This is a genomic window from Haloferula sargassicola (assembly GCF_040362925.1).
Taxonomy (GTDB): Bacteria; Verrucomicrobiota; Verrucomicrobiia; order Verrucomicrobiales; family Akkermansiaceae; genus Haloferula; species Haloferula sargassicola.
In genome coordinates, this window is record NZ_BAABRI010000001.1 from 149806 (window position 1) to 173722 (window position 23917).

19 protein-coding genes are annotated in these 23917 nt (G+C 65.5%); 6 read left to right on the plus strand and 13 right to left on the minus strand.

Going from position 1 to position 23917, the window contains the following annotated elements; translation table 11 throughout:
* Positions 1-44: 44 nt before the first annotated feature.
* Genes ABXH26_RS00630 through ABXH26_RS00645 form a run of 4 tightly spaced genes read right to left on the minus strand, consistent with a single transcriptional unit; the run spans position 45 to position 3879 of the window.
* Positions 45-1436 carry a class I adenylate-forming enzyme family protein gene (locus ABXH26_RS00630; protein ID WP_353565082.1) on the minus strand — a complete coding sequence of 464 codons (1392 nt, stop codon included), beginning with the start codon at positions 1434-1436 and terminating at the stop codon, positions 45-47.
* Positions 1437-1452: 16 nt separating this feature from the next.
* Positions 1453-2739, minus strand: a complete 1287-nt coding sequence (locus ABXH26_RS00635; RefSeq protein WP_353565083.1) for a hypothetical protein — start codon at positions 2737-2739, stop codon at positions 1453-1455.
* 28 nt (positions 2740-2767) lie between these two features.
* On the minus strand, positions 2768-3001 hold the full coding sequence (locus ABXH26_RS00640) for a phosphopantetheine-binding protein (protein ID WP_353565084.1): 234 nt from the start codon (positions 2999-3001) through the stop codon (positions 2768-2770).
* Between the two features lie 2 nt (positions 3002-3003).
* Complete coding sequence (locus ABXH26_RS00645; RefSeq protein WP_353565085.1) at positions 3004-3879, minus strand: patatin-like phospholipase family protein; 876 nt, start codon at positions 3877-3879, stop codon at positions 3004-3006.
* Between the two features lie 25 nt (positions 3880-3904).
* Between ABXH26_RS00645 and ABXH26_RS00650 the strand changes: the two genes are divergently transcribed.
* From ABXH26_RS00650 to ABXH26_RS00670, 5 genes are read left to right on the plus strand one after another with little or no spacing between them, the layout of a single operon-like run.
* On the plus strand, positions 3905-4270 hold the full coding sequence (locus ABXH26_RS00650; RefSeq protein ID WP_353565086.1) for a HesB/IscA family protein: 366 nt from the start codon (positions 3905-3907) through the stop codon (positions 4268-4270).
* Complete coding sequence (locus ABXH26_RS00655; protein WP_353565087.1) at positions 4270-4803, plus strand: hypothetical protein; 534 nt, start codon at positions 4270-4272, stop codon at positions 4801-4803. The genes ABXH26_RS00650 and ABXH26_RS00655 overlap by 1 nt, the downstream gene beginning before the upstream one ends.
* Positions 4804-4848: 45 nt before the next feature.
* A complete protein-coding gene (locus ABXH26_RS00660; protein WP_353565088.1) occupies positions 4849-6306 on the plus strand; it encodes a C39 family peptidase in 1458 nt (485 codons plus the stop codon).
* A 1-nt stretch (position 6307) separates the two neighbouring features.
* The gene (locus ABXH26_RS00665; protein WP_353565089.1) at positions 6308-7717 is read left to right on the plus strand and encodes a LysE family transporter; all 1410 of its coding nucleotides are present in this window, start codon (positions 6308-6310) and stop codon (positions 7715-7717) included.
* Positions 7718-7725: 8 nt separating this feature from the next.
* A complete protein-coding gene (locus tag ABXH26_RS00670; RefSeq protein WP_353565090.1) occupies positions 7726-9687 on the plus strand; it encodes a sodium:solute symporter family protein in 1962 nt (653 codons plus the stop codon).
* Between the two features lies 1 nt (position 9688).
* Here ABXH26_RS00670 and ABXH26_RS00675 read toward each other — a convergent pair whose 3' ends face one another.
* Positions 9689-15514, minus strand: a complete 5826-nt coding sequence (locus ABXH26_RS00675; RefSeq protein WP_353565091.1) for an excinuclease ABC subunit UvrA — start codon at positions 15512-15514, stop codon at positions 9689-9691.
* A gap of 63 nt (positions 15515-15577) precedes the next feature.
* Here ABXH26_RS00675 and ABXH26_RS00680 point away from each other — a divergent pair, with 63 nt between their 5' ends.
* Positions 15578-15955 carry a globin domain-containing protein gene (locus ABXH26_RS00680; RefSeq protein ID WP_353565092.1) on the plus strand — a complete coding sequence of 126 codons (378 nt, stop codon included), beginning with the start codon at positions 15578-15580 and terminating at the stop codon, positions 15953-15955.
* Positions 15956-16315: 360 nt separating this feature from the next.
* Here the strand turns inward: ABXH26_RS00680 and ABXH26_RS00685 are convergent, their stop codons facing one another.
* The 8 genes from ABXH26_RS00685 to rpmI all read right to left on the minus strand — a co-directional run bounded on the left by ABXH26_RS00685 (position 16316) and on the right by rpmI (position 23815).
* Complete coding sequence (locus tag ABXH26_RS00685) at positions 16316-16711, minus strand: BUD32 family EKC/KEOPS complex subunit (RefSeq protein ID WP_353565093.1); 396 nt, start codon at positions 16709-16711, stop codon at positions 16316-16318.
* A 4-nt stretch (positions 16712-16715) separates the two neighbouring features.
* On the minus strand, positions 16716-18116 hold the full coding sequence (mgtE, locus tag ABXH26_RS00690; RefSeq protein WP_353565094.1) for a magnesium transporter: 1401 nt from the start codon (positions 18114-18116) through the stop codon (positions 16716-16718).
* 46 nt (positions 18117-18162) lie between these two features.
* Positions 18163-18687 carry a hypothetical protein gene (locus tag ABXH26_RS00695; protein WP_353565095.1) on the minus strand — a complete coding sequence of 175 codons (525 nt, stop codon included), beginning with the start codon at positions 18685-18687 and terminating at the stop codon, positions 18163-18165.
* A gap of 327 nt (positions 18688-19014) precedes the next feature.
* A complete protein-coding gene (gene pheT, locus ABXH26_RS00700) occupies positions 19015-21390 on the minus strand; it encodes a phenylalanine--tRNA ligase subunit beta (RefSeq protein ID WP_353565096.1) in 2376 nt (791 codons plus the stop codon).
* A gap of 61 nt (positions 21391-21451) precedes the next feature.
* Entirely contained in the window at positions 21452-21847 is a 396-nt protein-coding gene (locus ABXH26_RS00705; protein WP_353565097.1) for a four helix bundle protein, read from the minus strand.
* 44 nt (positions 21848-21891) lie between these two features.
* A complete protein-coding gene (gene pheS, locus ABXH26_RS00710; RefSeq protein ID WP_353565098.1) occupies positions 21892-22908 on the minus strand; it encodes a phenylalanine--tRNA ligase subunit alpha in 1017 nt (338 codons plus the stop codon).
* A 183-nt stretch (positions 22909-23091) separates the two neighbouring features.
* Entirely contained in the window at positions 23092-23460 is a 369-nt protein-coding gene (rplT, locus tag ABXH26_RS00715) for a 50S ribosomal protein L20 (RefSeq protein WP_353565099.1), read from the minus strand.
* Between the two features lie 145 nt (positions 23461-23605).
* A complete protein-coding gene (gene rpmI, locus ABXH26_RS00720) occupies positions 23606-23815 on the minus strand; it encodes a 50S ribosomal protein L35 (protein ID WP_353565100.1) in 210 nt (69 codons plus the stop codon).
* Positions 23816-23917: the final 102 nt, after the last annotated feature.

Here is a 23917-nt window from a genome sequence, read left to right on the forward strand (position 1 = left end):
GTTTTTCGTGGAGTCGTGGCCCGCTCGAGCCAGCGCTCCGATGTTCAGTGCCGCTTGAGCTTGCCGGAGGCGGTGAGGGGGAGCTGATCGACGAAAGAGCAGCGCAGCGGGACCTTGTAGGCGCTGAGGTGGGCGCGGCAGTGCCTCTGGAGTTCGCCGGCCTTGGGCGGGTTCGCGGGATCGGCGGGGATGATCTCAGCGACCGGGATCTGACCCATGTGCGGGTGGTCTTTTCCGGAAACGAGGCTGCGGGCCACGGCGGGGTGCTCGTTGAGGCAGGCTTCGACTTCCTCGGGGAAAAGCTTCATGCCGGCAACGTTGATGACCGACTTGCGGCGGCCGACGAGGGTCAGGTGGCCGTCGGCATCGCGCACGACGAGGTCGCCGCTGGCGAAATAGCCGTCCTTGAGCGGGGAGGGGTTCCAAGGGACGAGGTAGGCGTCGAGGAGGCCGGGACCACGGACATGGAACTCGCCGGGGGTGCCGTCGGGAACCTCGTGGCCGGAGTCGTCGAGCAGGCGGACCTCATAGTCCGGCAGCGGCTTGCCGAGGGAGGCGGGCTTTTCAGCAGCGGCGTCGAGGTTCAGGACGGAAAGCCCGACCTCGATGATGCCGAGGCCTTGGATGATGGGCTGGTCGAAGCGGGCTTCGAAGGCGCGGGCGGTGGCCTCGGGCAGGGCGGCGGCGGTGGCCACCGGAAGGCGAAGGCTGGGCCAGCGGAAGAGTCCGGGATCGGCGGCAAGCAACGCGAAGTGGAAGGGCGAGCCGTAAATCACGGTGGCATCGTGCCTTTCCGCGGTGGCGAGGATGGCCTCGCGGGTGGGCGAGGACTCGAGGATGGTGACGGCGCCGACGTGGAGGTAGAGGACGATGCTGACGGCGAAGTGGTGGGCCATGGGCAGCATCCAGAGGATGCGGTCGTCGCGGGTGAGCTGCAGTCCGCGGTTGGCGGCGGTGATGCGGGCGAGGAGGGTTTCGTGGGAGAGGACGACGCCCTTGGAGCTGCCGGTGGTGCCGGAGGAGAAGCGGATGAAGGCGGGGTTGAGGGTTTGGAAGGCGGCTTCAGGGAAGAGGGGAGCGTGGCGGGCCGCCGTTTCCACCGCCTGCGGCGGGCCGCCGCAGCCACGGACGATGAAGTCGAGGGCGGTGGTGCGGGTGATTTGGTCGCGCTCGTCGGCGGTGAGTTCTTCGGCGAGGGGGACGAGGCAGGCGCCACCGAGGAGGATGCCGATGGAGAGGATGATGTAATCGACGCCGTTCGGGCAGTGCAGGCCGACACGGGGGGCGCGACCGAGCTTTTCCGCGGCGGCGCGGATTTCCGCAGCCATGGGGGCGGCGGAGCTACGAAGCTCGCCGTAGGTGACGCGTCGCTCGCCGGCGATGATGGCGACGGCGTCGGCGGGGTGGCGGTCGAGGATGTCGGCGATGAGGTTCATGGGAAGGGCCGGGTGATCAGGGATCGGTGATCAGTGGCTTGAGGTCGGTGAGGAGCGTTTTTTCGACGAGGTCGATCTCGTCGGGAGTGAGGGTGTTTTCCCGCCAGGAGAGGGTGGCGGTGAGTTGGCCGTCGAACTCCGAGAAAAAGATGCCGAGGCCGGGCGGGGCGGAGACGGTGGGAATGTGGCAAGCGCGGGTGATGCGCTGGCCGAGCAGGGTGCGCGCCCGGGCGGGGAAGCTGCCGGTGTGGGAGTGGAACAAGGAGCAAATCTCGCCCTTGAGGAAGAGGCCGGCGGGCTTGAGATAGAGGCGGGACGGGCAGCGGTGCATGAGCGCCATCAGGGCCTCCATGGCGGCGGGGAGCTTGCGGCGGAGGAAGGAGGCGTATTTCTTGTAGAGCGCCTTGGTGGCACCGGGGAGGTCGGTGAGTTCCTCGTGGGTGAGGAGCAGGGACCAGGGGGTCATGTGGTTCTGGAATAGCGGGCGTTTGTGGGGATTGCCGACGCGCTGGACAGGGAGGGAGAGGAGGATGGCGGTTTCTTCGGCGGGATGTCGGGAGGCGATGAGGGCCTTGGTGGCGCGGGCGGCGGCGGCGGCGAAGTACGGGAGGAGGAGTAGCTCGCCGGCGGTGGCGGCCATCTTTTCCCTGATGGCGGAGGTCTGGCCGCGGGTGAAATGGAGGACTCTGAAGGCGGGCGGGCCGGGCCGGGTGCGCGGGTGGGCGGAACGGATCCGCCAGGCGGGGAAGGTGCGCATCTCCTCGACCATCGGCTTGGCAGCGGGCCAGGCCCGGGAGGGCGGCGGTGGGTTGGCCGTCTCGCCCCAGGATCGGTGGGTGGTTGGGTCGGGGAGGTTGAGTTCGTCGAGGAGGAGGTCGATGCCGACGGCGTCGAAAAGGAGGTGCGGCCAGAGGAGGATGAGGGCGGCGGTGCCGTCGGGAAGGGTGGCGAGGTGGAGTTCGAGGTTGGGGCCGGGCCGGAGGATGTCGATGTCGCTCTCGCGGAGCAGACGGGCGACGAGCGGGGCGAGGTCCGGGATGTCGCGGGAGTGATGCGACACGGGCACGGCAGCGGTTTCCCCGAGCTGCCATGAAGCGAGGAAGGTGGGGAAATGACGGCGGACGTGGGCGTGCAGCAGCGGGTGGCGGTGGCCGAGGGTCTCGGCGGCGCGCTCGAGGAGGCCGGGTGCGGGCGGGGCATCGAGCTCGATAACCGAGGCGGCGAGGTGGCGGCCCTGGCCGGTGCGCCGCATGAGGGACTCGAGGGCGAGCAGGAAGGCGTCGCTGATGGTGGTGGGGACCAAGGGGGAGGTTGCAGGTTATTGTTAGAGGTTACCGGGCAGACTTGGAGAGAAGCAGTGCCTCGATTCTTTCGACGGTCTGGAAGTGGTCGCGGGAAAGGTCGGTGGGCTCCAGCGCGATGCCGAAGCTTTCCTCGATGGCGAGGACGAGCTGCATGATGCCCATGGAGTCGAGGCCGGCCTCGAAAAGGTCGGTGTGGGCGTCGCCGACGGCGTCGGGTTCGAGGATCTGGTCGCGGAGGATTTCGAGGAGCTGGGCTTGCATGGTCAGGCGGGAGAGAGGGCGTCGAGGGCGGTCTGCAGCCCGGCTTCGTAGCATGCCGGGGCGCGGCGGTTGGAAAAGATGGAGGGGAAGGGGGTGGTGGAGACGAGTTCGACGACTTGCTTTCCTCGCTCGGCGGCGAGGCGGAGGCGGTGCTCGTGGAGGGCCTTGCAGGCGGTGTGGTGGGTGCAGCCGACGGCTTTGGCGACGGTCTCCCAATTCACGACCGGGCTGGAGTTTTCCACGTGCTGAATGCGGTGGATGAGGATGGTGTCGATGTCGTCGCGGTTGATGAGGTGCTCGAAGGGATACTCGGCGGCGATGCCGCCGTCGAGGTAGCGATGGCCATCGACATCCTGGATGGTGAAGAGGCCCGGCACGGCGCAGGAGGCCATGACGAGCTCGGGGAGCGGACCGGTGGTGCGGATGACGATTTCGTTGGTCTCGACGTCGGTGACGGCGATGTCGAGCTGGCGGTCATCGAGGCGGACGTCGCCAAGCAGCCTGCGCAGGTGGCGGACCTTGCCCTTGCCGTGGAAGATGCCGTTGGCCCAGAGGACGGTGCCGACACCCGGCATGCGCCAGATGAACCCGGGATCGAAATAGGACCAGCGCATTTTCGGGTCGAGCGCGGCGTGTTTCAGGTCGTCGCCCCGCAGGCCGCAGGCGTGGAGCGCGCCGGCGAGGGCACCGGCCGAGGCGCCGGCGAGGCGGGCGGGCTCGAAGCCGCGTTGGCCGAGGCCGTTAAGGAAACCGGCGTGGGCGTAGACGCCGAGCAGGGACGATCCGAGCACGACAGCGGTGCGGGTGGGGACGGGTCTGAAAGGTGGCTCGGGCATCGCGGCGGGCGGAGTTTGTGAGTTTTCGGTTTTCAGTTTCAAGGATGCGGGTGATTTTCCCGCCGCGATGACCGAAACGGTGGTGAATTTCAAAACCGGCAACGAAAAGCTGATCCGGGTGCTCGATGGAGCCTCGGCGCACCTGCGCGGGCTGCTGGAAAAGCAGGGCCGGCCGGAGGGCGCGCTGCGGATTGCGGTGATCGGCGGAGGGTGCAGCGGGCTGCAGTATAAGATGGACCTCGTCGATGGCCCCCGCGACCGCGACATCATGGTGCCGAGCAACGGCGTGCAGGTGGTGATCGACCCGAAAAGCGCGCTTTTCGTGAGCGGCAGCGAGCTCGATTACTCCGACGACCTTCAGCAGGGCGGCTTCAAGGTGAGCAACCCGAACGCGGTGGTGACCTGCTCCTGCGGCGAGAGCTTTGCGGCCTGATGGACGCCTTCGCCGAGCTGGGGCTGGAGCGGCGGCTGGTGATTTCCGATGAGGAGATCCGGGCGGCCTTCCGCGAGGCGGGAAAATCGCGGCATCCGGACGCCGGCGGCGATGCAGGGGACTTCGAGCGCCTTCAGCAGGCGGTGACCCTGCTGACGGACCCTTCCGAGCGCCTGAAGCAATGGCTGGAACTGGAGGGGATCGAGGGCAGCCTGCGGGGCGCGGTCGGCAGCGGGGTGATGGATCTGTTTTCCGAGATCGGCCGCAAATTGCAGCAGGCGGACGCAGTGATACGGGAAAAGGAGGCGGCCCAATCGTTGCTGGCGAAAGCCCTCCTCGAAGCCAAAGCGCAAGATTGCCGCGAACGGCTGGAAGTCTGCCAGCAGCGGCTGGAGGTCGAGCGGCGGCAGCGTGAAGAATCCTTTCCCGCGGTCGAGTCGGGCCGGGCGGACGGCTGGCAGTTGGCGCGCGAGCTGGCCTTCATCGGCAAATGGCTCGGGCAGGTCCGCGCGCGCTATGCGGCGCTGTGGTAAATGCCGGGCCATTGACATGACACGGTGTCGGCCTAGAACACGGACATGAAGCGAGCGTGGTTCGGAGTACTGGTCGCCGCCCTGATGGCAACGCCGGCAGCGGCGCGGGAAATGCATACCTTCACCGATTCGGCGGGCCGCAAGCTGGTGGCCCAGGTGGTCGGGTTTTCCGATGCGGAGGTGAAGCTCCGCCGAAACGACGGCAAAGTCTTCGAGTTGAAGGACGCGACCTTTTCCGAGGATGACCAAGCCTATCTCAAAAAGTTGAGGAATGCGGCGTCGGCGGAGGTTTCAATGCTGAACAAGGCGGCCGGACATGAGTTGTTTTCCGACCAGCCGCTGCTCCAACGGTCATCGCGCGAGGTGGCGAAAACGCTCGGCCTGAGGGCGGAATCCCAAACTTCCGGGCTGTGGTCGTGGCGCCTCTACGCGGCCTTCCAGGGCGGACCCGATGGCGGCAAGCCGGGCAGCTATCGGCTGTTCGGCGCGATGCCGTTTTCGCTGGCTCTTTACTCGGATCCCTGGGGTTCGGTCAGCCACATCTCGGCGGTTTATGCCAACAAGGGAGACTACGGCTCGGCGGCCGGTTTCGCCGAGGATCATTTCAAACAAGGCGAGTCCGACGAGGCAACCAGCCTGGGCGAGGCGATGGAGCGGGACTTCAATGCGATCACCGCCCGCTTGTCCGAGGCGCTCGGTCCGCCCGAAACCCAGCGCTTCGGTGAGGGCAAGGAGCGACGCACGGTTTCCCGCTGGGATGCCCAGGGAGTCTCGATCCTGCTGGCGATGGAGGAAGACGAATTCGTGAACTTGTCCATCGTCCCGGTCGAGTTCGCCGAGAGCGGTGGAAAAACCGAACGCATCAATGACTCGGCGATCAAGAAGCGGGTCGCCGCCGCCGTGCAGCGCCGGGATAACGGAGATGTCGTCATTTCCGGCATCCCGATGGTCGATCAAGGCCCGAAGGGTTATTGCGTGCCGGCGACCTTTGAGCGGGCGATGCGTTTCATGGGGCTCGATGCCGACATGTATCTGCTGGCGATGGTCGGTCAATCCAGCGCCGGTGGGGGAACCTCGCCCAAGCTGCTGATCGATGAAGTGAAGTCCCAGGTCTACCGCAAGGGGCGCCGGACCCGCGACGACGAGGCGAGGAAGCTCTCGATTTCCCGACTCAAGAGATATCTCGATGATGGCATCCCGGTGATGTGGACATTGTATTCGCTGCCGACTTATAACCAGATCGCCAACGACAACACCGAGGCCCGCAAGAAGGTCGAGGACTGGTCGGCGTGGGCGAGCAAGGTCGCCACCCAGACCGAGGCGTATGAGGATCGTGAACCAACGCCGGGTGCCTACCACATCTGCATGATCATCGGCTACAACGAGACCACTGGCGAACTCGCGGTGAGCGATTCGTGGGGCCCGCGTTATGAGTTGCGCTGGGTGCCGGAAGGGGTGGCGCAGTGGGTCCACGGAGGTGGCCTGTTCATGATCCTGCCCTGACATGAGTCCGCTGCTGGAGCTGGCCGCCTTCGCCGGCATCATGGCGGTCGGCCAGTTCAGTCCGGGACCCGATCTGATCCTCGTGACGCGGACCGCGCTGTCCGAGGGCGCGCGGCGGGGGATGGGAACGGCGCTCGGCATCGCCACCGGTCTGATGGTGCATGCCGGCATCGCGGTCGCGGGGGTGGCGGTGGTGCTGCGATCCCATCCGCTGCTGGCGCGAGGCATCGCGTGGCTGGGGGCGGCATATCTTGCATGGATCGCCTGGAAGTTGGTGAAGCACGCCGGCGAATTGCCGGAGCTTTCCACGACGCGATCGCGCCACGCCGCCTACGTCCGCGGCCTGCTCTGCAACCTGCTCAACCCGAAAGTCGCGTTGATTTTCGCGGCGATGATCACGCCCTTCCTGGCGGTTCGCTCCGAGGCGTGGTGGCCGTGGCTGCTGTGGGGGGAAACGATTCTCCAAGGGCTGGTGCTTTGGTGCCTGTGGTCGCTCGCGCTGCAGTGGTCTCCGGCGAAAAGCCTCTACCGTCGCTCGGCGAAGTGGATCGACCGGGTCTTCGCGGTCCTGTTGGGGGCGCTCGCCGTTTCGCTGGCAATCGGTGGGTTCGGCGGCTCCGAGCTTGCCAAGGCGTCCGCGGTGGTCGAAGGGAGTAGCCCCATGACCAAGGATCACTGGGACGTCTCGCAGCGCAGGGCCTATGCCTGCCCGAAGCTCGGGGAAGGGGGATGGGAGGCGGTGCCATGGAGCGAGGACTTCGTCGATATCACGGGCCTGCCCGAGCTTCGGCCGGGATTCCGCACACGGCTCAAGATGGCGTGGGACGATCGTTATCTGCACGTCCGCGCCGAAATGGAAGAGCCGCATGTCTGGGGGACGATCACCCGGAAAAACGAGGTCATCTTCCACGACAACGACTTCGAGATCTTCATCGATCCCGATGGCGACGGCCTGAACTACTATGAGTTCGAGATGAACGCGCTCGGCACGATCTGGGAGCTGTCGCTACCCAAGCCCTACTGGCAGGGCGGCGAGCCGATCCTCGGCTGCAACATCGAGGGCCTCCTCGCCGAAGCGGTGATCGATGGCACGCTCAATGATCCGAGCGACGAAGACCGCGGCTGGGAGGCGCGCGTTTCCATCCCGTGGGAGGGTCTCGCTCCCTACCGTGGGGGAAAAGCCGGACCTCCCGAGCCGGGCGAGACCTGGAGGGTCAATTTTTCCCGGGTCCAGTGGCGGCACGAGATCGTGGATGGAAACTACGTTCGCATTCCGCCGCATGGCACCGATCTGGGCGCAAGTCTGAGCCCGGAAGAGCAGCAGCATCCGGAGGATAACTGGGTGTGGAGCCCGCAGGGCGTGGTGAACATGCATCGGCCCGAGCGCTGGGGCGAGGTGACCTTCGAATGATTGCCGCCATGCAGCTTGCCATCATCGATTGGTGCATCATCGGCGTGTATCTGATCTTTGCGCTGGGCGTCGGACTCATGTGCCGCAAGCGGGCCAGCGCCAACTCCGAGGAATACTATCTCGCCGGTCGCAAGCTGCCGTGGTGGGCGCTCGGGACCTCGATGGTGGCAACGACTTTCGCGGCCGACACGCCGCTCGCGATCACCGAGATGTCGCGGACCAAGGGCATCTGGGAGAACTGGTTCTGGTGGAACTGGCTGCTCTACGGCCTGCTCGCGATCTTCCTGTTCTCCCGGCTCTGGCGGCGGGCGGAGGTCTTGACGGAAAACGAGCTGCTCGAACTCCGCTACGGCGGGAAGCCCGCGGCCTTCCTGCGTTTCTTCAAGGCCGGCTACTTCGCGCTGCTCTATAACTTCATCGTCCTCGGCTGGGTCATCAACGGCATGTCTTCGGTGCTGACCGTCATGCTCGGAAATGGGGAGCCGCTGGCTTTCGAAGTGGCCGGCTGGGCGGTGAGCCTGGATTTCCGCGAGGCCATGGTGTGGCTGCTGGTCGGCATCTCGACCTTGTATGCCCTGCTGTCCGGGTTCTGGGGCGTGGTGGTGACCGATGTGATCCAGTTCGTCATCGCGATGGCCGGCGCCGTCGTGCTGGCCTGGGTCGCGGTGGATCACGTCGGCGGCGTGGACGAGCTGATGCACGGGCTCGACCGGACCTTTGCGGAAAAGGCGCAGGTCCTGGAGGCCGAGATCGCCGACGCCCGAAGCGGGGATGTGGCACCGGAACAGTTGGCCGCCTTGGAAAGCAAGCTCGACCTGCTGCCGAAGTCGGCGGGCGAGGCCATCAGCGTGGTGCCGGTGATGCCGAAGGACGTGCCGCTGATGTCGTTCGAGTTCCTCAATTCCTCCTTCTTCCAGTTCCTCGTGCTGGTGCTGGTGATGTGGTGGTCGAATCACGCGACCGATGGCGGCGGCTACCTGATCCAGCGGACGATGGCGGCCAGAAACGAGCGCCACGCCCTCGCGGCGAACCTCTGGTACAACTTCGCCAACTATGCCCTTCGTACTTGGCCCTGGGTGCTGGTCGCCCTGGTGTCGATCGTGCTTTTTCCGGACCTCTCCGGGAATCCGCTCGGGGAAAAGGCAGGCTACTCGATGGTGATGAACCAGCTTCTCGGGCCGGGCTTGAAGGGCCTCCTCATCGTCAGCTTCCTCGCGGCCTTCATGTCCACGGTGGACACGCATCTCAACTGGGGCTCGTCGTATCTCGTCCACGATATCTACCGGCGTTTCATGCGACCCGGGAAGTCCGAGCGCCACTATGTGGTCGCGGGCCAGGTCGCCACCGTCGGCCTCATTGTGGCGGGCGCGATCATTGCCAAGAACATGGGCAGCATCGAGAAGGCGTGGAAGTTCGTGATGGCGATGGGCAGCGGCATCGGACTGGTGCTGATCCTCCGCTGGTTCTGGTGGCGGATCAACGCGTGGTCGGAGATCTCGGCGCTGGCGGTGTCGTTCCTGGCGACCTGCGGCTTCGAGGTGCTGGCTGCGGTGCAAACGATCGGCGCCGGGGAGCCCTATGTGCTGTTCGGGCGGGATCCCATCGTGGCCGGTCATCCGTTTCCCTTCCACCTGCAGTTGCTGGTGGTGGTGGGCATCTCGCTGCTGACCTGGCTGGGAGTGACCTTCGCCACGCGGCCGGAGAGCCCGGAAAAGCTCACGGCGTTTTACACGAAGGTCCGTCCCGGTGGCTGGTGGGGTGCGATCGGTGCGGCGATTCCTGATGAGGGTCGCGCGGTGACCCAACATTTTCTGCTGAACTTCATCGCCGGCATGGCCTTCATCTGGGGCGGGATGTTCGCCATCGGCTACGCCGTTCTCCACCAATGGTCGTGGGCCATTCCGTCGGCCATCGCGATGGTCGCCGGCTTTGCCTGGATCTGGATCTCGGTGCTGAAACGGGAAGACTGAGTCACCCCTTGTTTGCCAGCTCGGTGGAGAGGAAAGGGGCGGTGGCGGACTTCTTCGACCTGGCGATTTTTTCAGGCGGGCCCTCGGCGACGATCCTGCCGCCGGCGTCGCCGCCTTCGGGGCCGAGGTCGAGAATCCAGTCGGCCTCGGCGGCGACGGCCATGTGGTGCTCGATGACGACCACCGTGTGGCCTTCATCGACCAGCCGGTGGAGGACGTCGATGAGCCGCTTCACATCCTCAAGGTGGAGGCCCACGGTGGGCTCCTCGATCAGATAGAGATTGCTGGTTTTCAGCTCGCGGGTCGTGAGTTGGGCCTTGGCCGAGCGACCGCGGATGAGTTGGGAAACGAGCTTGATCCGCTGGGCCTCGCCGCCGCTGAGGGTGGGCGAGGGTTGGCCGAGCTGGAGGTAGCCGAGGCCGGTGTCGGCGAGGAGTTGCAGGGGCGTGGCGATGCGCGGCTGGCTTTCGAAGAAGCCGGCGGCCTGCTCGATGGTCATCTTCAGCACCTCGCCGATGTTCTTTTCGCGGAAGCGGACGTCGAGCGTGGCGGGGTTGTAGCGGAGTTCGTCGCAGGCCTCGCAGGGGACCCAGGTGGTGGGGAGGAAATCCATTTCGAGCTTCACGCGTCCATTGCCCTCGCAAACCGGGCAGCGGCCTTCGCCGGTGTTGAAGGAAAAACGCGAAGCATCGTAGCCACGCATGCGGGAGTCGGGGAGCTGGGCGAAGAGCTTCCTTATGTCGTCGAAGACTTTGACATAAGTCGCCGGGCAGGAGCGCGAGGTCTTGCCGATGGGCGACTGGTCGACCTCGTAGGTGGACTTGATTTTCTGGAAACCGCTGGCGCGGAGGAAGGGTGCGGCCTTGTTTGAGCGTTTGGCATCGGCCGCGACGCCGATGCACTGGTGCATGAGCGTGGATTTCCCGGATCCGGAAATGCCGGTCAGCACGATGAGGCGACCCAGCGGGATGGCGACGTCGAGCCCCTTCAGGTTGTTGGCCGAGCAGCCGGTGAGCTTGAGCAGCGGATGGGTCTTGCCGATCTTCCGCCGCTCGCCGCGCATCGGGTGGATGATCGGGTGGGTGAGGGCTTGGTAGGTGGGTGAGTTTGCTAGGTTCCAGTTTTCAGTGTTCAGGGAAGACGCCGCGCGTTTGGCTGTCTTCTTCGGTTTCTTCCTGAAATCTGAAAACTGAACACTCGCAACTCCCGGGGGCGGACCCTGATAGACGATCTCGCCTCCGAGCCTTCCCGCCCCCGGTCCGAGATCGATGAGGTGGTCGGCGCGGGCGATGGTGTCCTCGTCGTGCTCGACGATGATGAGCGAGTTGCCGCGGTCGCGCAGGCCGGTGAGGGTGTCGAGGAGCTTGGCGTTGTCGCGCGGATGGAGGCCGATGGTGGGCTCGTCGAGGACGTAGAGGACGCCCTGAAGGTTCGAGCCGAGCTGGGCGGCGAGGCGGATGCGCTGGCTTTCGCCGCCGCTGAGGGTCTTTGCGGAGCGGTCGAGTTGGAGGTAGCCGAGGCCGACGTGATCGAGGAAGGCGAGGCGCTGGGTGATCTCGGGGAGGATGTCGCGGGCGATGAGTTGCTCGCGTTTGCCGGTGAACGAGGTTTTCGAGAAGTGCGTGGCGGCGTCGGCGACGGGAAGGCGGGAGAGGTCGGCGATGCTGACGGACTCGCGGCGGGGCGCCGCTTCCACGGCCTGCCCCGGGCCGGGGCAGCCACTTATACTCAGGCGCACGGCGCGGGACTCGGGGTTGAGGCGGGAGCCGTGGCAGTCAGGGCACTCGACGAGTTCGTCGTCATCCATGCGCTCGATCTTGCGGTCGGCATCGAGCTCGGCGGCGAGGACGGAGTCGTGGCGGGAGACGTCGAGGTGGAGCTTCCGTTTTGGCGTCACGCCGTGGCCGCGGCAGGTAGGGCACCAGCCGTGGGGGGAGTTGAAGGAAAAGAGGCGCGGGTCGAGTTCGTCGAAGGATCGCCGGCAGCTCGGACAGCTGGCTTCGGTGGAGAGGAGTTCGAGTTTTCGCCCGGGGGTGATGAGGCGGAGGGTGCCCTTGCCGATGTCGAGGGCGCGGGGAATGGCCGATTGAAGATCGACGATGGACGATCGGGTGAGGTCGGAGATTTCGGCCACGACGACGTCGAGGTCGTGCTCGCGGAAACGTTCGAGGCGGGTGAAGCCTTCGGCGTCGCGGAGCTGGCCATCGACGAGGAGCTTGGTGAAGCCCTGCTTGAGGGCCCAGTCGGCGACTTCGGTGTGGTAGCCTTTTCGGCCGCGGATGACGGGGGCGAGGATGGAAACGGCGCCCTGCTTGAGGTGGCCGCGGATGGCTTTTTCGATGGCGGCGATCGATTGCTTTTCGACCGGAACGTCGCAGTCGGGGCAGTAGCGGGTGCCGAGCTTGGCGTAAAGGAGGCGGATGAAGTTCCAGAGTTCGGTGACGGTGGCGACGGTGGATTTCATGCCGCCCTGCGAGACACGTTGCTCGATGGCGACGGTCGGCGGCAGGCCGCTGAGCAGGTCGAGGTCGGGCTTTTCCAACTGCTCGGCAAATTGCCGCGCATAGGCGGACATGGAGTCGAGGAAACGCCGCTGGCCTTCGGCGAAGAGGATGTCGAAGGCGAGGGTCGATTTGCCGGAACCCGAGAGGCCGGAGACGACGACGAGCTGGTCGCGCGGGATGTCGATGGAGATATTCTTGAGGTTGTGTTCGCGGGCGCCCTTGAGAGAGATGGTGGATGGGGAGAGTGCTGTGGATAGGGCGGGCTCTTGTTGATTCACAGGCGGGACGCCTGTGCTCCTTTTTCTGAGGAAGCGGGCGGTCTCGGTTTTGAGTTTGGCGACCTTTTTGGGCGGGCCTTGGGCGACGAGTTGGCCGCCGTCTTTTCCTGCGCCGGGGCCGAGTTCGATGAGCCAGTCGGCGGAGCGGATGACGTCGAGGTTGTGCTCGATGACGAGCAGGCTGTGGCCGTGATCGACGAGCCGCTGGAAGACGCCGAGGAGGCGTTCGATGTCGGTGAAATGCAGGCCGGTGGTGGGCTCGTCGAGGATGAGGAGCTTTGAGCGGGTGTGGCGGGCGTCCGCTTTTTTTCCGGTCTCGGCGATGATCTGGCAGAGCTTGAGGCGCTGCGACTCGCCGCCGGAGAGGGTGTTGAGCGGCTGGCCGAGCTTGACGTAGCCGAGGCCAACCTCGGCGAGCGGGCGCAGGGCGCCGCGGATCGAGCTGTGGCGCTTGCGGGTGGATGAGGTGGAGGACGGATCGTCGGCGTAGAAGGCGAGCGCCTGGTCGATGGTCAGCTCGAGGACGTCGGCGATCGACTTGCCGCGGTAGAGGATGTCGAGGGTGGACGGCTTGTAGCGCCGGCCACCGCAGTCAGGGCAGGTGACCTGGATGTCGGAAAGGAACTGCATCTCGACCTTCTCGAAGCCGGCCCCGGAACAGCGGTCGCAGCGGCCCTCGCCGGAGTTGAAGGAAAAGAAGCCGGTATTGCAGTTCCGCGACTTGGCGTCGGGCGTCTGGGCGAAGAGCTGGCGGATCTCGTTGAAGGCGCCGAGGAGGATGGCCGGCGTGGAGCGCGGGGTACGGGCGAGCGGCGACTGGTCGACGATCAGGACGTCCTTCAAATACTGCGTGCCCCGTAGTTCCTTGATCGGCGCGGGGTCGAGCTCGGGGATGTCCTTTTTGAGGCGCTTGGCGAGGTTGGCGAAGAGGACGTCGTGGGCGAGCGTGGACTTGCCGGAGCCGGAGACGCCGGTGAGGCAGACGAAGAGACCGAGCGGGAGGTCGAGGTCGAGCTTCTTGAGGTTGTGGCGGGTGGCGCCCTTGAGGTTGAGCCGGGCGTCGCCGGGTTCGCGGACTTGCTTGGGTGGGTGGATTTGTTTTTCGCCGGAGAGCCATGGCAGCGTTCCGCAGCAGTTTGCCAGTTGGCAGTTTTCAGTGTTCAGGGACGACGCTTCGCGTTCGGCCGGCTCCCTGCCTTTCCTGAAAACTGAACTCTGAACACTATCAAACTCCCCAACCGGTCCTTGATAAAGAAGCGTGCCGCCGTTTTCGCCGGAGGCGGGGCCGAGGTCGATGATCTCGTCGGCGGCGCGCATGACGGACTCCTCGTGTTCGACGACGACGATCGTATTTCCCTTGTCGCGGAGGTCGTGCATGACCTTGACGAGGCGCTCGATGTCGCGGGCGTGGAGGCCGACGGTGGGTTCGTCGAGGACGAAGAGGGTGTTCGAGAGTGACGCGCCGAGGCAGGTGGTGAGGTTGACGCGCTCGATTTCACCGCCGGACAGGGTGCGGGCGGGGCGGTCGAGGGTGAGATAGGCAAGTCCGACTTGGTCGAGATAGGTCAGGCGGGAAACGATTTCCGTGAGAACCAATTCGAGCGCGGAGTGATTGGAGATCTGGGATTTGAGATTTGAGATGAGTGGGAGAAGCTCGGAAACGGGGAGCTGCCAGAGATCGGGCAGGGTGTGGCCGGCGATCTTGAAGCACAGGGCTTCGGGCTGAAGGCGCTTGCCGCGGCACTTCGGGCAGGCGGTGTAGGAGCGGAAGCGGCTGAGGAAGACGCGGACGTGCATCTTGTAGGCCTTCGTTTCGAGCCAGTCGAAGAATCCCTTGATGCCATACCAGCCGCCGTCGCGCCACAGGTCCTCCATTTCGTCCATGGTGGCGTCGGGGCGGTCGCCGTATTTCACCCACTCCTGGATGTCCTCGTCGAGGTCCTCGAAGGGCGTGGTGATGGAGATGTCGCGTTCGCGGCAGTTGCGGAGGAGGTCGCGCTGGCATTCCTCGCCTCGTTCGCCTTGGAAGGGCTTGATCGCGCCTTTCTTGAGCGAGAGCGACGGGTCGGGGATGGCTTTGTCGAGGTCGATGCCGATGACGCGTCCGAAGCCGCGACATTTCGGGCAGGCGCCGAGGGGGTTGTTGAAGGAAAAGAGGGCCGGGGTGGGGGGGCGGAGGGTGAAGCCGGTGGCGGGGTTTTGCCACGCGCTCGAGAACGAGCGGGAGATGGAAGATGGGGGATGGTGGATGGTGGATTTGCCCTTGCCGAGGGTGAAGGCGTGTTCGAGGGCTTCGAGGAGGCGGGCGTAGGTGGATTTTGTGACCTTGAGACGGTCTTGGATGACTTCGACGGTCGATTGAAGATTGCCGATTGCCGATTGGGCTTCGTCGGTTCGGTGAATCTCACCGTTGAGGAAGATGCGGAGATAGCCTTGTTGGTTGAGAAAAGGGAAGAGGTCGTCGGTTTTCGTGTCCTCGGGGATGGGGACGGGGAAGGTGACGAGGACCTGCTCGCCGTCGAGGTGTTCGAGGGCCCAGGCGGCGGCGGACTCGGGGGAGTCGGGCTTGATTTCCTCGCCGGTCTTCGGGTCGAAACCGGTGGCGGCGCGGGCGAAGAGGAGTTTCAGGTAGTCGTTGAGCTCGGTGAGGGTGCCGACGGTCGAGCGGGTGGTGCGGATGTTGTTTTTCTGCTCGATGGCGATGGCGGGCGGGATGCCGTCGATGCGATCGACGTCCGGCTTGTCCATGCGATCGAAGAATTGCCGGACGTACGGCGAGAAGGTCTCGACGTAGCGGCGCTGGCCCTCGGCATAGAGGGTGTGGAAAGCGAGCGAGGATTTCCCGGATCCGGACGGGCCTGTGACGACGGTGAGCTTGCCGAGCGGGATGTCGAGGTCGAGGCCCTTGAGGTTGTGCTGGCGGGCGCCGCGGATGGCGATGCTGGCGCGCTTCGCGGAAGGGACGGCTGAAGATGAGGCGGCGGCGCGGCGGGTGCGTTTTTTGGCGGGCTGCTTTTTCGCGGCGGGTTTCTTCTTGGCGGGCACGGCGGGAGATTAGGCGGGAGCGGGAGGGTTGCCAGTGGAGTTTGATCGCTCTATTCGGACGCCATGGAAACGCTGGAACAGACGGTGGCGCGCGAGCTGGGACCGGAGGGGATCACGGCGATGGTGGCCGCGTTTTACCGCAAGGTGCCGGACGATGACCTGCTGGGGCCGATGTATCCGGCCGAGGAGATGGCGGCGGCGGAGGAGCGGCTGAGGGATTTCCTGAAATTCCGGCTGCTGGGGGATCCGGTGTATCAGTTCAAGCGCGGGCACCCGCGGCTGAGGATGCGGCACGCGCCTTTTGCGATCGGGGAAAAAGAGAGGGATCGCTGGCTGGAGCTGATGGAGGGAGCGATGGAAGAGTCGGGCGTGAGCGCGGCGGGGCAGCGGGTGCTGCTGCCGTTCTTTGCGGATGTGGCGGAGTTTTTGAGGAACCGGTGAGGGGAAAGAGCTGCGCTACGGAGGGATGGAGTGCGCGCTTCAGGGCGTGGCTCGGGGAAGGCTCGGGCTCCGCGGCCCCCTGAAGGGGGAACTACGTGCGGACGGTGGCGGGCTGGGAGGGGCTCGGGCACCGCGGCCCCCTGAAAGGGGGAACTACGTGCGGACGGTGGCGGGGCTGGGAGGGGCTCGGGCTCCGCGGCCCCCTGAAAGGGGGAACTACGTGCGGATGGTGGCGGGCTGGGAGAGGCTCGGGCTCCGCGGCCCCCTGAAGGGGGAACAACGTGCGGACGGTGGCGGGCTGGGAGGGGCTCGGGCTCCGCGGCCCCCTGAAGGGGGAACTACGTGCGGACGGTGGCGGGGCTATTCCCTGGGTTCAGGCATCGGCATGATTTCCGCCAGCTCGAAGTCGATGAGGCAGAAGCGGCCGGCCTTGTTGTCGTAGGTGACGTTGCGGCGCTCGGCGTCGAGATGGCGGACGCCGTAGGTGTGTTCGAGGTCGGCGAAGAGGGCGAGCGCCCTTTCCTTGCTGATCGTGGGGGCGGGCTGGCCGACCGAGGTGGTGACGAAATACAGCTCTTCCGGGTGCTCCTCGAGCAGCTTCGGGACGTAGGGGCAACCGCGTTCCTCGAGGACTTTCAACACTTCGACCTCGGTGGCGTAGCGCTTGTCGGCGTCGGTGCCGCGGAAGCGCTTGTGCACGCGGCCGGTCCAGTCGAGCCGCACTTCGGAGCGGATGCCGTCTTTGAGTTCTCTCATCGTGTCAGAGCCCGAGGAGTGCGCGGGCGACGGTAAAGTAGATGACCATTCCGGATACGTCCACGATCGCCGCGATCGCCGGGGCGGAAACGACGGCGGGATCGAGTTTCACCGCCCTGGCGCCGAAGGGCAGCAGCGAGCCGAGGAAGGTGGCGGAGGTGACCTGCGCGGTCAGCGCGACGGCCACGGAAAACGCCAGCCGCGGGTAGCCGATGCCGGCCGGCAGACCGGGCTTGAAGGCTGGCAGGACAAAGGCGGTGAAGAGCGCCATGCAGAGGCCGAGCAGCAGGCCGAGCATGAAGCCGGTGCGCAGTTCCTTCCACGCGACGCGCAGCCCGGTGCCCTTGACCAGCTCGTTGAGCGACATCGCCCGGATGACCATCGTCGTGGCCTGGCCGCCGGAGTTTCCGCCCGCGGCGACCACCATCGGCAGGAACAGCGACAGCACGAAGACCTGGCTCAGCACGCTGCCGAAGCGCATCATGACGTAGCCGGAAAGGATCGACACGAAGGCCAGGCCGACCAGCCAGCCCGCGCGGCGGCGGAAGTGATTGAGCGGGTCGGCGGAAAGGTAGGTCGACTCCTCCTGGTCCGCTGCGATGCCGCCGAAGCGCTCGAAGTCCTCGGTGCTCTCCTCTTGCAGGATCTCCATCGCGTCGTCGTGCGTGATGATCCCCAGCATGTGGTCGAACTCATCGACCACCGGCAGCACGATCAGGTCATACTTCAGCAGCAGGTGGGCGGCCTCCTCCTGGTCGGCGGTGGCCAGCACGCGCTGCTCGGGGCCGACCTCCTCCATGATGTCGCGGATCGGCGTGTCCCAGGTGTTGAAGGCCAGGTCGCGCAGGCGGACGCGGCCGATCAGGTGGCCTCTGGCGTCGACGACGAAGATGCGGGAAAGCGTCTCGGTGTTCTCCTGGTCGCGGCGCAGATATTCGATCGCCTGCTTGACCGTCATGCTGGCGAAAAGCCGGCCGAAGCGGGTCGTCATCCGGCCGCCGGCGGTGTCGTACTCGTAGCGCAGCAGGCTGCGGGTCAGCTCCTCGTCCTCGGGTCCGAGCAGGCCGAGGAAACGCAGCCGGGCCTCGTCGCCGACCGCTTGCAGGATGTCCACGCGGTCGTCGTCCGACAGCTCGCGGAAGAGGATTTTCAGCTCCGCGGGACGGAAATGGTCCAAGGCCTCCTCGATCATGCCCTCGGGCAGCTCGACCACCATGTCGGCGGCCAGCTCGGGGCCGATCGAGTTCAAGAAAACCGGGTGCTGCTCCTCCTCCAGCTCCTGGTAAGCTTGGGCCAGGTCGGCGTAGTGGGTCTCCGCGGCGAGCGAGAGGATCGCGCTCTGGTCATCGGCCTCCACCGCGCGCAGGAGCGCTTCGGCGGGGCTGGCGACGGCGTCCTCGGGCATGCGGAAGTCTTGCCCCCGGTTAGGGAACCCGCAAGCCCCGGCCGGATTATTCCCGTGGCGGGTTCGTCGCCTTGAGCCGCGGCACCGCTTTCGGGATGCCGGTGGCAAACTGCTTCACGGCGGCGGCGACCGGTTTCACCGCCCACACGGTGAGCTCGATGCGGTCGGCCTCGTCGCGGATCCACTCGAAAACCAGGTCGCTGCTGATGCCCTCGCACTCGATCGGGAACATCGCCTTCTGCCGGCTCTGCGGCTTGTGGAGATCCACGCGGTCGAGCAGCGTGCGGACCTGCTCGTCGCCGAGGCCGCGGTCGATCGACTCGCGGACGCGCTCGATGAGGAAAGGCAGGTATTCCGTCTGCGTGCGGACGACGACCTGCCGGCGATGGATGAAGCCATAGCGCAGTTCGTTGAGCATTTCCTCGCTGGTGAGGTCGTCCGGATGCTCCATTTGGTGGAGCTTTCGCTCCGCGAGGCGCTTGAGCAGCAGATACATCCCGATCCCCAACGGCCACGCGCAGAGCACGGCGATGAAGAGGAAATGGGAGAGGTATTTCGGCGCTTCGGTCACGGGTGATCGAAGCTAGCGCATGAACGCCGGATGGAAAGCCCGCAGCTCGCCGGGACTCGATCCGCGTTTCTTGACATCCCGAGCCGGTTTTCTAGCAGCCGAGCCCGTCCCATCCGGACGCGGCGGCCCGGGCGGAGCGCCGATGATGAAATCGGCATCGCCAGTTCTGCGGGCTGGCTACTTCGGGGTAGGGAGCAGGGAAGCCGCTTTTTCGTCGTCTAACGAGATGGAATCCATCTCTGCCGGCGAGGCGATGCCGATTTCATCATCGGCGCTCCTGCTCCGCCTGCCGGCGTGGACCCGCATCGCCAGTTCTCCAAGCCCCGCCTACCGGAATTGGACGGGGAGCGACTTCTTGAGGTGCTCGAGCATGCCTTGATGGGCTTGGTCGATTTCCTTCATCTTGAGCGTCTTGTTGCCAGCCCGGTAGTGGAGGCGGTAGGCGATGGCCTTGCGGCCGGTGGCGAGCTTTTCGCCGGAGGGATCGATGAAGAGGTCGAAGCACTCGGAGGAAACCAGCAGCGGCTCCTTGCGCTTGGCGATGGCCTTCTCGATCTCGGCGTTGCTGAGGTCCGCGGGGGCGTCCATCGAGACGTCGCGCGAGGAGCCGGGGAACTGCGGGAGGTCGACGATGTCGAGCGGGACGGCGGAAAGCTTGCGCAGCTTGGCGAGGTCGAGCTCGGCGACGAAGACCGGCGCGGGCGAGTCGAGTTCGCGCTGGCGGGCGGGGCTGACCATGGCGAACGAGCCGATGTTTTGGCCGGCGGCCTGGATGTCGGCACCCAGGGCAAAGCCGGGTCGCTCGCGCGGGTTGAGCTGGATGCCCACGCCGGGGATCAGGGCCTGGACGATGGCCTTGAGGTCGAAAAGATCGCTGGCAATGGCCTTTTGCGACCACCCTTCGGGCGCCCGGTTTCCGGAGAGGAGCAGGGCGAGGCTGTCGGCTTCGAGGTCCTTGGCTTTGCCGCCGCCGGCGTTGCGGAAGAAGCGGCCCATTTCGAACAGGCGGAGGCTTTCGGCGCCTTGGCGGAGGTTGCGCGCGGCGGAGGCGATCAGGCCGGGGACGAGGCTGGGTCGGAGCACGGCGTGGTCCTCGCTGAGAGGCAGGGAAACGCGGATCGTGTCGCCCTCCTGGAGTGGCTTGAGCGGGAGGGCGTCGGCGAGTTGGGCGTCGGCGATGAGCTTGATGGTCTGGCACTCGTGGAAGCCGAGGCCGGCGAGCCGCTGGCGCAGGCGCATGTCGGCATCGTCGTCGTGATCGACCGGGCTGGACGGGACGAAGGTGCCGCGGAGTCGCGACGGGATGGCGTCGAGGCCCTTCACGCGGACGATTTCCTCGACGAGGTCGATGTGGCGCTGGAGGTCGGCGCGAAACGCGGGGACCTGCCACTCGCCGGAGTCGGTCTTGGAAAGGCCGAGGCGTTCGAGGATGGAGGCGGCTTCGTCGTGGGAAATGGACGAGCCGGTGAGCTGGTCGAGCTTGGCGAGGTCGAGCGCGACCGGGCGGGTGAGCTGCGGGGCCTCGCCGGCGGCGATGGTTTCTCCGACGACGGTGCCGCCGGCGATCTCGGTGATGAGCCGGATGGCCAGCGCGGCGGCGGGAAGGACGCCCTGCGGGTTGGCACCGCGCTCGAAGCGGTAGGACGAGTCGGAGGAAAGCGCGAGCCGGCGCGAGGTGCGGCGGATGCGGGAAGGCGTGAAGTACGCCGATTCCAGTAGGATGTCGGTCGTTTCGGCGGTGACGCCGCTGTCGAGGCCGCCCATCACGCCGCCGAGGGCGAGCGCGGAGCCGGCGGCATCGGAGATGAGGCAGTCGTCGGCGGTGAGGACGTAGGTCTGCTCGTCGAGTGCCTTGAAGCTCTCGCCCTCGACCGCCTGGCGGATGACGATGCCGCCGCCGACCTTGGCGGAATCGAAGGCGTGGAGCGGGTGACCGAGCTCGTGGAGGACGAAGTTGGTGATGTCGACGACGTTGTTGATCGGGCGCAGGCCGATGGCTTCGAGGCGCTGCTTCAGCCACGCGGGGCTGTCAGTGACCGTGACGCCGCGGATGTGGGTGAGGGTGTAGAAGGGGCAGGACTCGGGGGCTTCGATGCGGACGGCGTCGCCGGGCTCGGTCTCGAGCTGCGGGAGGTCGAGCGATTTCAGCGGGACTTCGAGCAGGGTGGCCATCTCGCGGGCCATGCCGTAATGGCTGAGGAGGTCGGGACGGTTCGGGGTGACTTCCACCTCGAGCAGCACGTCGCTTTCGAACAGGTCCTTCACCGGCTTGCCGATTTCGGCATCGGCGGGGAGGATCATGAGGCCGTCTTCGGCGTCGGTCAGGCCGATCTCCGAAGCGGCGGCGAGCATCCCTTTCGACTCGACGCCGCGCATCTTGGTTTCGCCAATCACGAAGCCGCCGAGGTCGGCGCCGGGCAGGCAACAGGGAACCTTGTCGCCGACCTGGTAGTTCTTCGCGCCGCAGACGATCTGGCGGAGCTGGCCCTCGCCGGCATCGACTTGCGTGACCTTGAGCTTGTCGGCGTTCGGGTGCTGGACGGCCTCCATGATCCGGGCGACGACGATCTTGTCGGACGGCACGCCCTTCACCTCGATGCCTTCGACTTCCACACCGGCGAAGGTGAGGAGCTTGTCGAGTTCGTCAGGCGACTTGCCCTTGAGATCGACGTGCGTGGCGAGCCAGTTCAATGAAACGTTCATGATGGGAGATCGTAGATCGTGGATGGTAGATCGTAGATGGTAGATCGTAGATGACCTGGGTTCAGGCCTGATCGGTGTTGTGTTGCTTCTCGACGCTGCGAATGAAGGCGTGAAGAGCCTTGGAGAGCTCGGTCAGATCGTGGTGAAGAGAGGATGCGAGAGCCGGATTAGTCAGCGAGCCGGTATCGGTGAGGGTTTCGAGATGATCGGTCGTTTCGAGAACAGAAGCGTAAGCGAAGTCGAGGAAACGCAGATACTCAGCCTTGTAGCGGCGGCGGCCATAGCCTTCGACGATGTTGGATTTGACCGACTTCATGCTGCGTCGGATCTGGCTCCCTTCCTCGTAGAGCTCGAATTTAGGCAGCTCGGTCAGAGTCATCCGATGGATCGTGATGACCAACTCCCGGGCCATTTGCCAGACCTTGAGCTTCTTGTGTCCGAAGGGAGCTGTTTCCATGATATCTACCATCTACGATCCACCATCTACGATCTCAGCCGGCCTCACGCGAACTGTCGGAGGAACCTCACATCGTTCTCAATCAGGAGGCGGATGTCCTTGATGCCCCAGCGGATCATGGCGAGGCGGTCGAGGCCCATGCCGAAGGCGAAGCCGGTGATCTTTTCCGGGGAGAAGGCATCGTCTTTCCGGCCACTGTCGATGCTTTCGAAGACGGCGGGGTCGACCATGCCGCAGCCGGCGACTTCGATCCACTTGGGGACCTGGCCCTTGGCGTGGAGTTTGACGTCGATCTCAAAGCTGGGCTCGGTGAAGGGGAAGAAGTGGGGGCGGAAACGGACTTCCGTTTCGGCACCGAACATTTCGCGGAAGAAGTATTCGAGCGTGCCCTTGAGGTCGCCGAGGGAGACGTCGGTATCGACGTAGAGGCCTTCGAGTTGGTTGAAGACGGAGAGGTGGGTGGCGTCGATCTCGTCGCGGCGATAGGCCGAGCCGGGGGCGATGATGCGGACCGGCGGAGCCTGGGTTTCCATGGTGCGGATCTGCACGCTGGAGGTGTGGGTGCGGAGCAGCTTGCCGGAGTCGAAGTAGAAGGTGTCCTTCTCGTTGCGCGCAGGGTGGTCGGCGGGGGTGTTGAGGGCGTCGAAGCAGTGGAACTCGTCCTCGATCTCGGGGCCTTCGGCGAGGGCGAAGCCCATGCGGCGGAGGACTTCGATGGCCTGGTGGCGGATGAGGGTGAGCGGATGCAGCGAGCCGTGATGGACGGCGCGGGCGGGCAGGGTGGAGTCGATGCCTTCGAGCGCCTTGGCATCGGCGATGGCCTGGAGGGCGAGCTGTTTTTCCTCGAGCGCCTCGGTGATGGCGGTGCGGGCGGTGTTGAGGAGCTGGCCGATCTCGGCTTTCTGCTCTTTCGGCACGTCGCGCATGCCGGCGGAAACTTCGGTAAGCGTGCCTTTTTTTCCGAGGATGCCGACGCGGGCGTCTTCGAGCGAGCGGGCGTCATCGGCGGCGGCGATGCGGGCGAGGGCTTCGGCCTGGATGGCTTCGATCTTTTCCTTCATGGCGATGCGGGGCGCAGGGGATAGCGGGCGGAAGAGCGGCGGTCAATGGATAGGGAGCACAGGCATCCCGCCTGTGAGGATGGAACGGGACCCACAGGTGGAACGCCTGGGCTCCTTTACGGAAAAACGCCGCCCGGGGAAGTCCCGGACGGCGTTCTTGGAGTGGCTTGAACCGTGACCGGGTCAGGCGGCCTTCTTTTCGAGGGCGGCCTTCGCTTGGGCGACGATCGCCGAAAAGGCGGCGGCGTCGGTGACGGCGAGGTCGGCGAGGATCTTGCGGTCGGCTTCGATGCCGGCCGCCTTGAGACCCTCGATGAAGCGGGAGTAGGTCAGGTCCTCGCTACGGACGGCAGCGCTGATGCGCTGGATCCAGAGGCGGCGGAATTGACCCTTCCGCTTCTTGCGGTCGCGGTATTCGTAGGTGTGGGCCTTGCGGACGGCGTCCTTGGCGTAGCGGTAGAGCTTCGAGCGGAATCCGCGGAAGCCTTTGGCACGAAGGAGCACCCGCTTGCGGCGGGCGCGCGAGGCCGGGCTGTTGGTAGCGCGTGGCATTGGTGCTGGTCAGGTCGGACAGGCCGTTGGTTGTTCTTACCTCCCGCAGTCTCGCTTGTCCGTTGGTGCCCCGAGGGGCCAGGCTGCGATGGAGGCCGTCCGAGACGCGGACGGGGGCGTGGTTGTGTCGCTACGTTCTACAGTGTCAGGCGAAAGGAAGGTTCTCCTTCACGTTCTTGATATCGGCGTCGGAAACCAGCGTCACCTTACCCAGGTGGCGCTTGCGCTTGCGGTTCTTGCATTGGAGCAAGTGCCGCTTGCCTTGTTTGCGACGCAGGACCTTCCCTGTGCCTGTCACCTTGAAACGTTTGGCGACAGCCTTCCGGGTCTTTGCTTTTCCTGCGATCCGTGGCATGGGGCGGCGAAACTAGGGGCGGGCCCGGGCTTGGCAAGACAAAACTGGGGTGTTTTCCCAAGAGGCGGGCTGCCGGGGGGAGTTGCAGGATGGACGGGATGG

What these genes read in the sequence shown, in the direction of transcription:
- ABXH26_RS00630 (WP_353565082.1), bottom strand. Translation starts at nt 1,436, where the DNA reads ATGAACCTCATCGCCGACATCCTCGACCGCCACCCCGCCGACGCCGTC.
- ABXH26_RS00640 (WP_353565084.1), bottom strand. Translation starts at nt 3,001, where the DNA reads ATGCAAGCCCAGCTCCTCGAAATCCTCCGCGACCAGATCCTCGAACCC.
- ABXH26_RS00650 (WP_353565086.1), top strand. Translation starts at nt 3,905, where the DNA reads ATGACCGAAACGGTGGTGAATTTCAAAACCGGCAACGAAAAGCTGATC.
- ABXH26_RS00655 (WP_353565087.1), top strand. Translation starts at nt 4,270, where the DNA reads ATGGACGCCTTCGCCGAGCTGGGGCTGGAGCGGCGGCTGGTGATTTCC.
- ABXH26_RS00660 (WP_353565088.1), top strand. Translation starts at nt 4,849, where the DNA reads ATGAAGCGAGCGTGGTTCGGAGTACTGGTCGCCGCCCTGATGGCAACG.
- ABXH26_RS00665 (WP_353565089.1), top strand. Translation starts at nt 6,308, where the DNA reads ATGAGTCCGCTGCTGGAGCTGGCCGCCTTCGCCGGCATCATGGCGGTC.
- ABXH26_RS00670 (WP_353565090.1), top strand. Translation starts at nt 7,726, where the DNA reads ATGCAGCTTGCCATCATCGATTGGTGCATCATCGGCGTGTATCTGATC.
- ABXH26_RS00680 (WP_353565092.1), top strand. Translation starts at nt 15,578, where the DNA reads ATGGAAACGCTGGAACAGACGGTGGCGCGCGAGCTGGGACCGGAGGGG.
- ABXH26_RS00685 (WP_353565093.1), bottom strand. Translation starts at nt 16,711, where the DNA reads ATGAGAGAACTCAAAGACGGCATCCGCTCCGAAGTGCGGCTCGACTGG.
- mgtE (WP_353565094.1), bottom strand. Translation starts at nt 18,116, where the DNA reads ATGCCCGAGGACGCCGTCGCCAGCCCCGCCGAAGCGCTCCTGCGCGCG.
- pheT (WP_353565096.1), bottom strand. Translation starts at nt 21,390, where the DNA reads ATGAACGTTTCATTGAACTGGCTCGCCACGCACGTCGATCTCAAGGGC.
- ABXH26_RS00705 (WP_353565097.1), bottom strand. Translation starts at nt 21,847, where the DNA reads ATGGAAACAGCTCCCTTCGGACACAAGAAGCTCAAGGTCTGGCAAATG.
- pheS (WP_353565098.1), bottom strand. Translation starts at nt 22,908, where the DNA reads ATGAAGGAAAAGATCGAAGCCATCCAGGCCGAAGCCCTCGCCCGCATC.
- rplT (WP_353565099.1), bottom strand. Translation starts at nt 23,460, where the DNA reads ATGCCACGCGCTACCAACAGCCCGGCCTCGCGCGCCCGCCGCAAGCGG.
- rpmI (WP_353565100.1), bottom strand. Translation starts at nt 23,815, where the DNA reads ATGCCACGGATCGCAGGAAAAGCAAAGACCCGGAAGGCTGTCGCCAAA.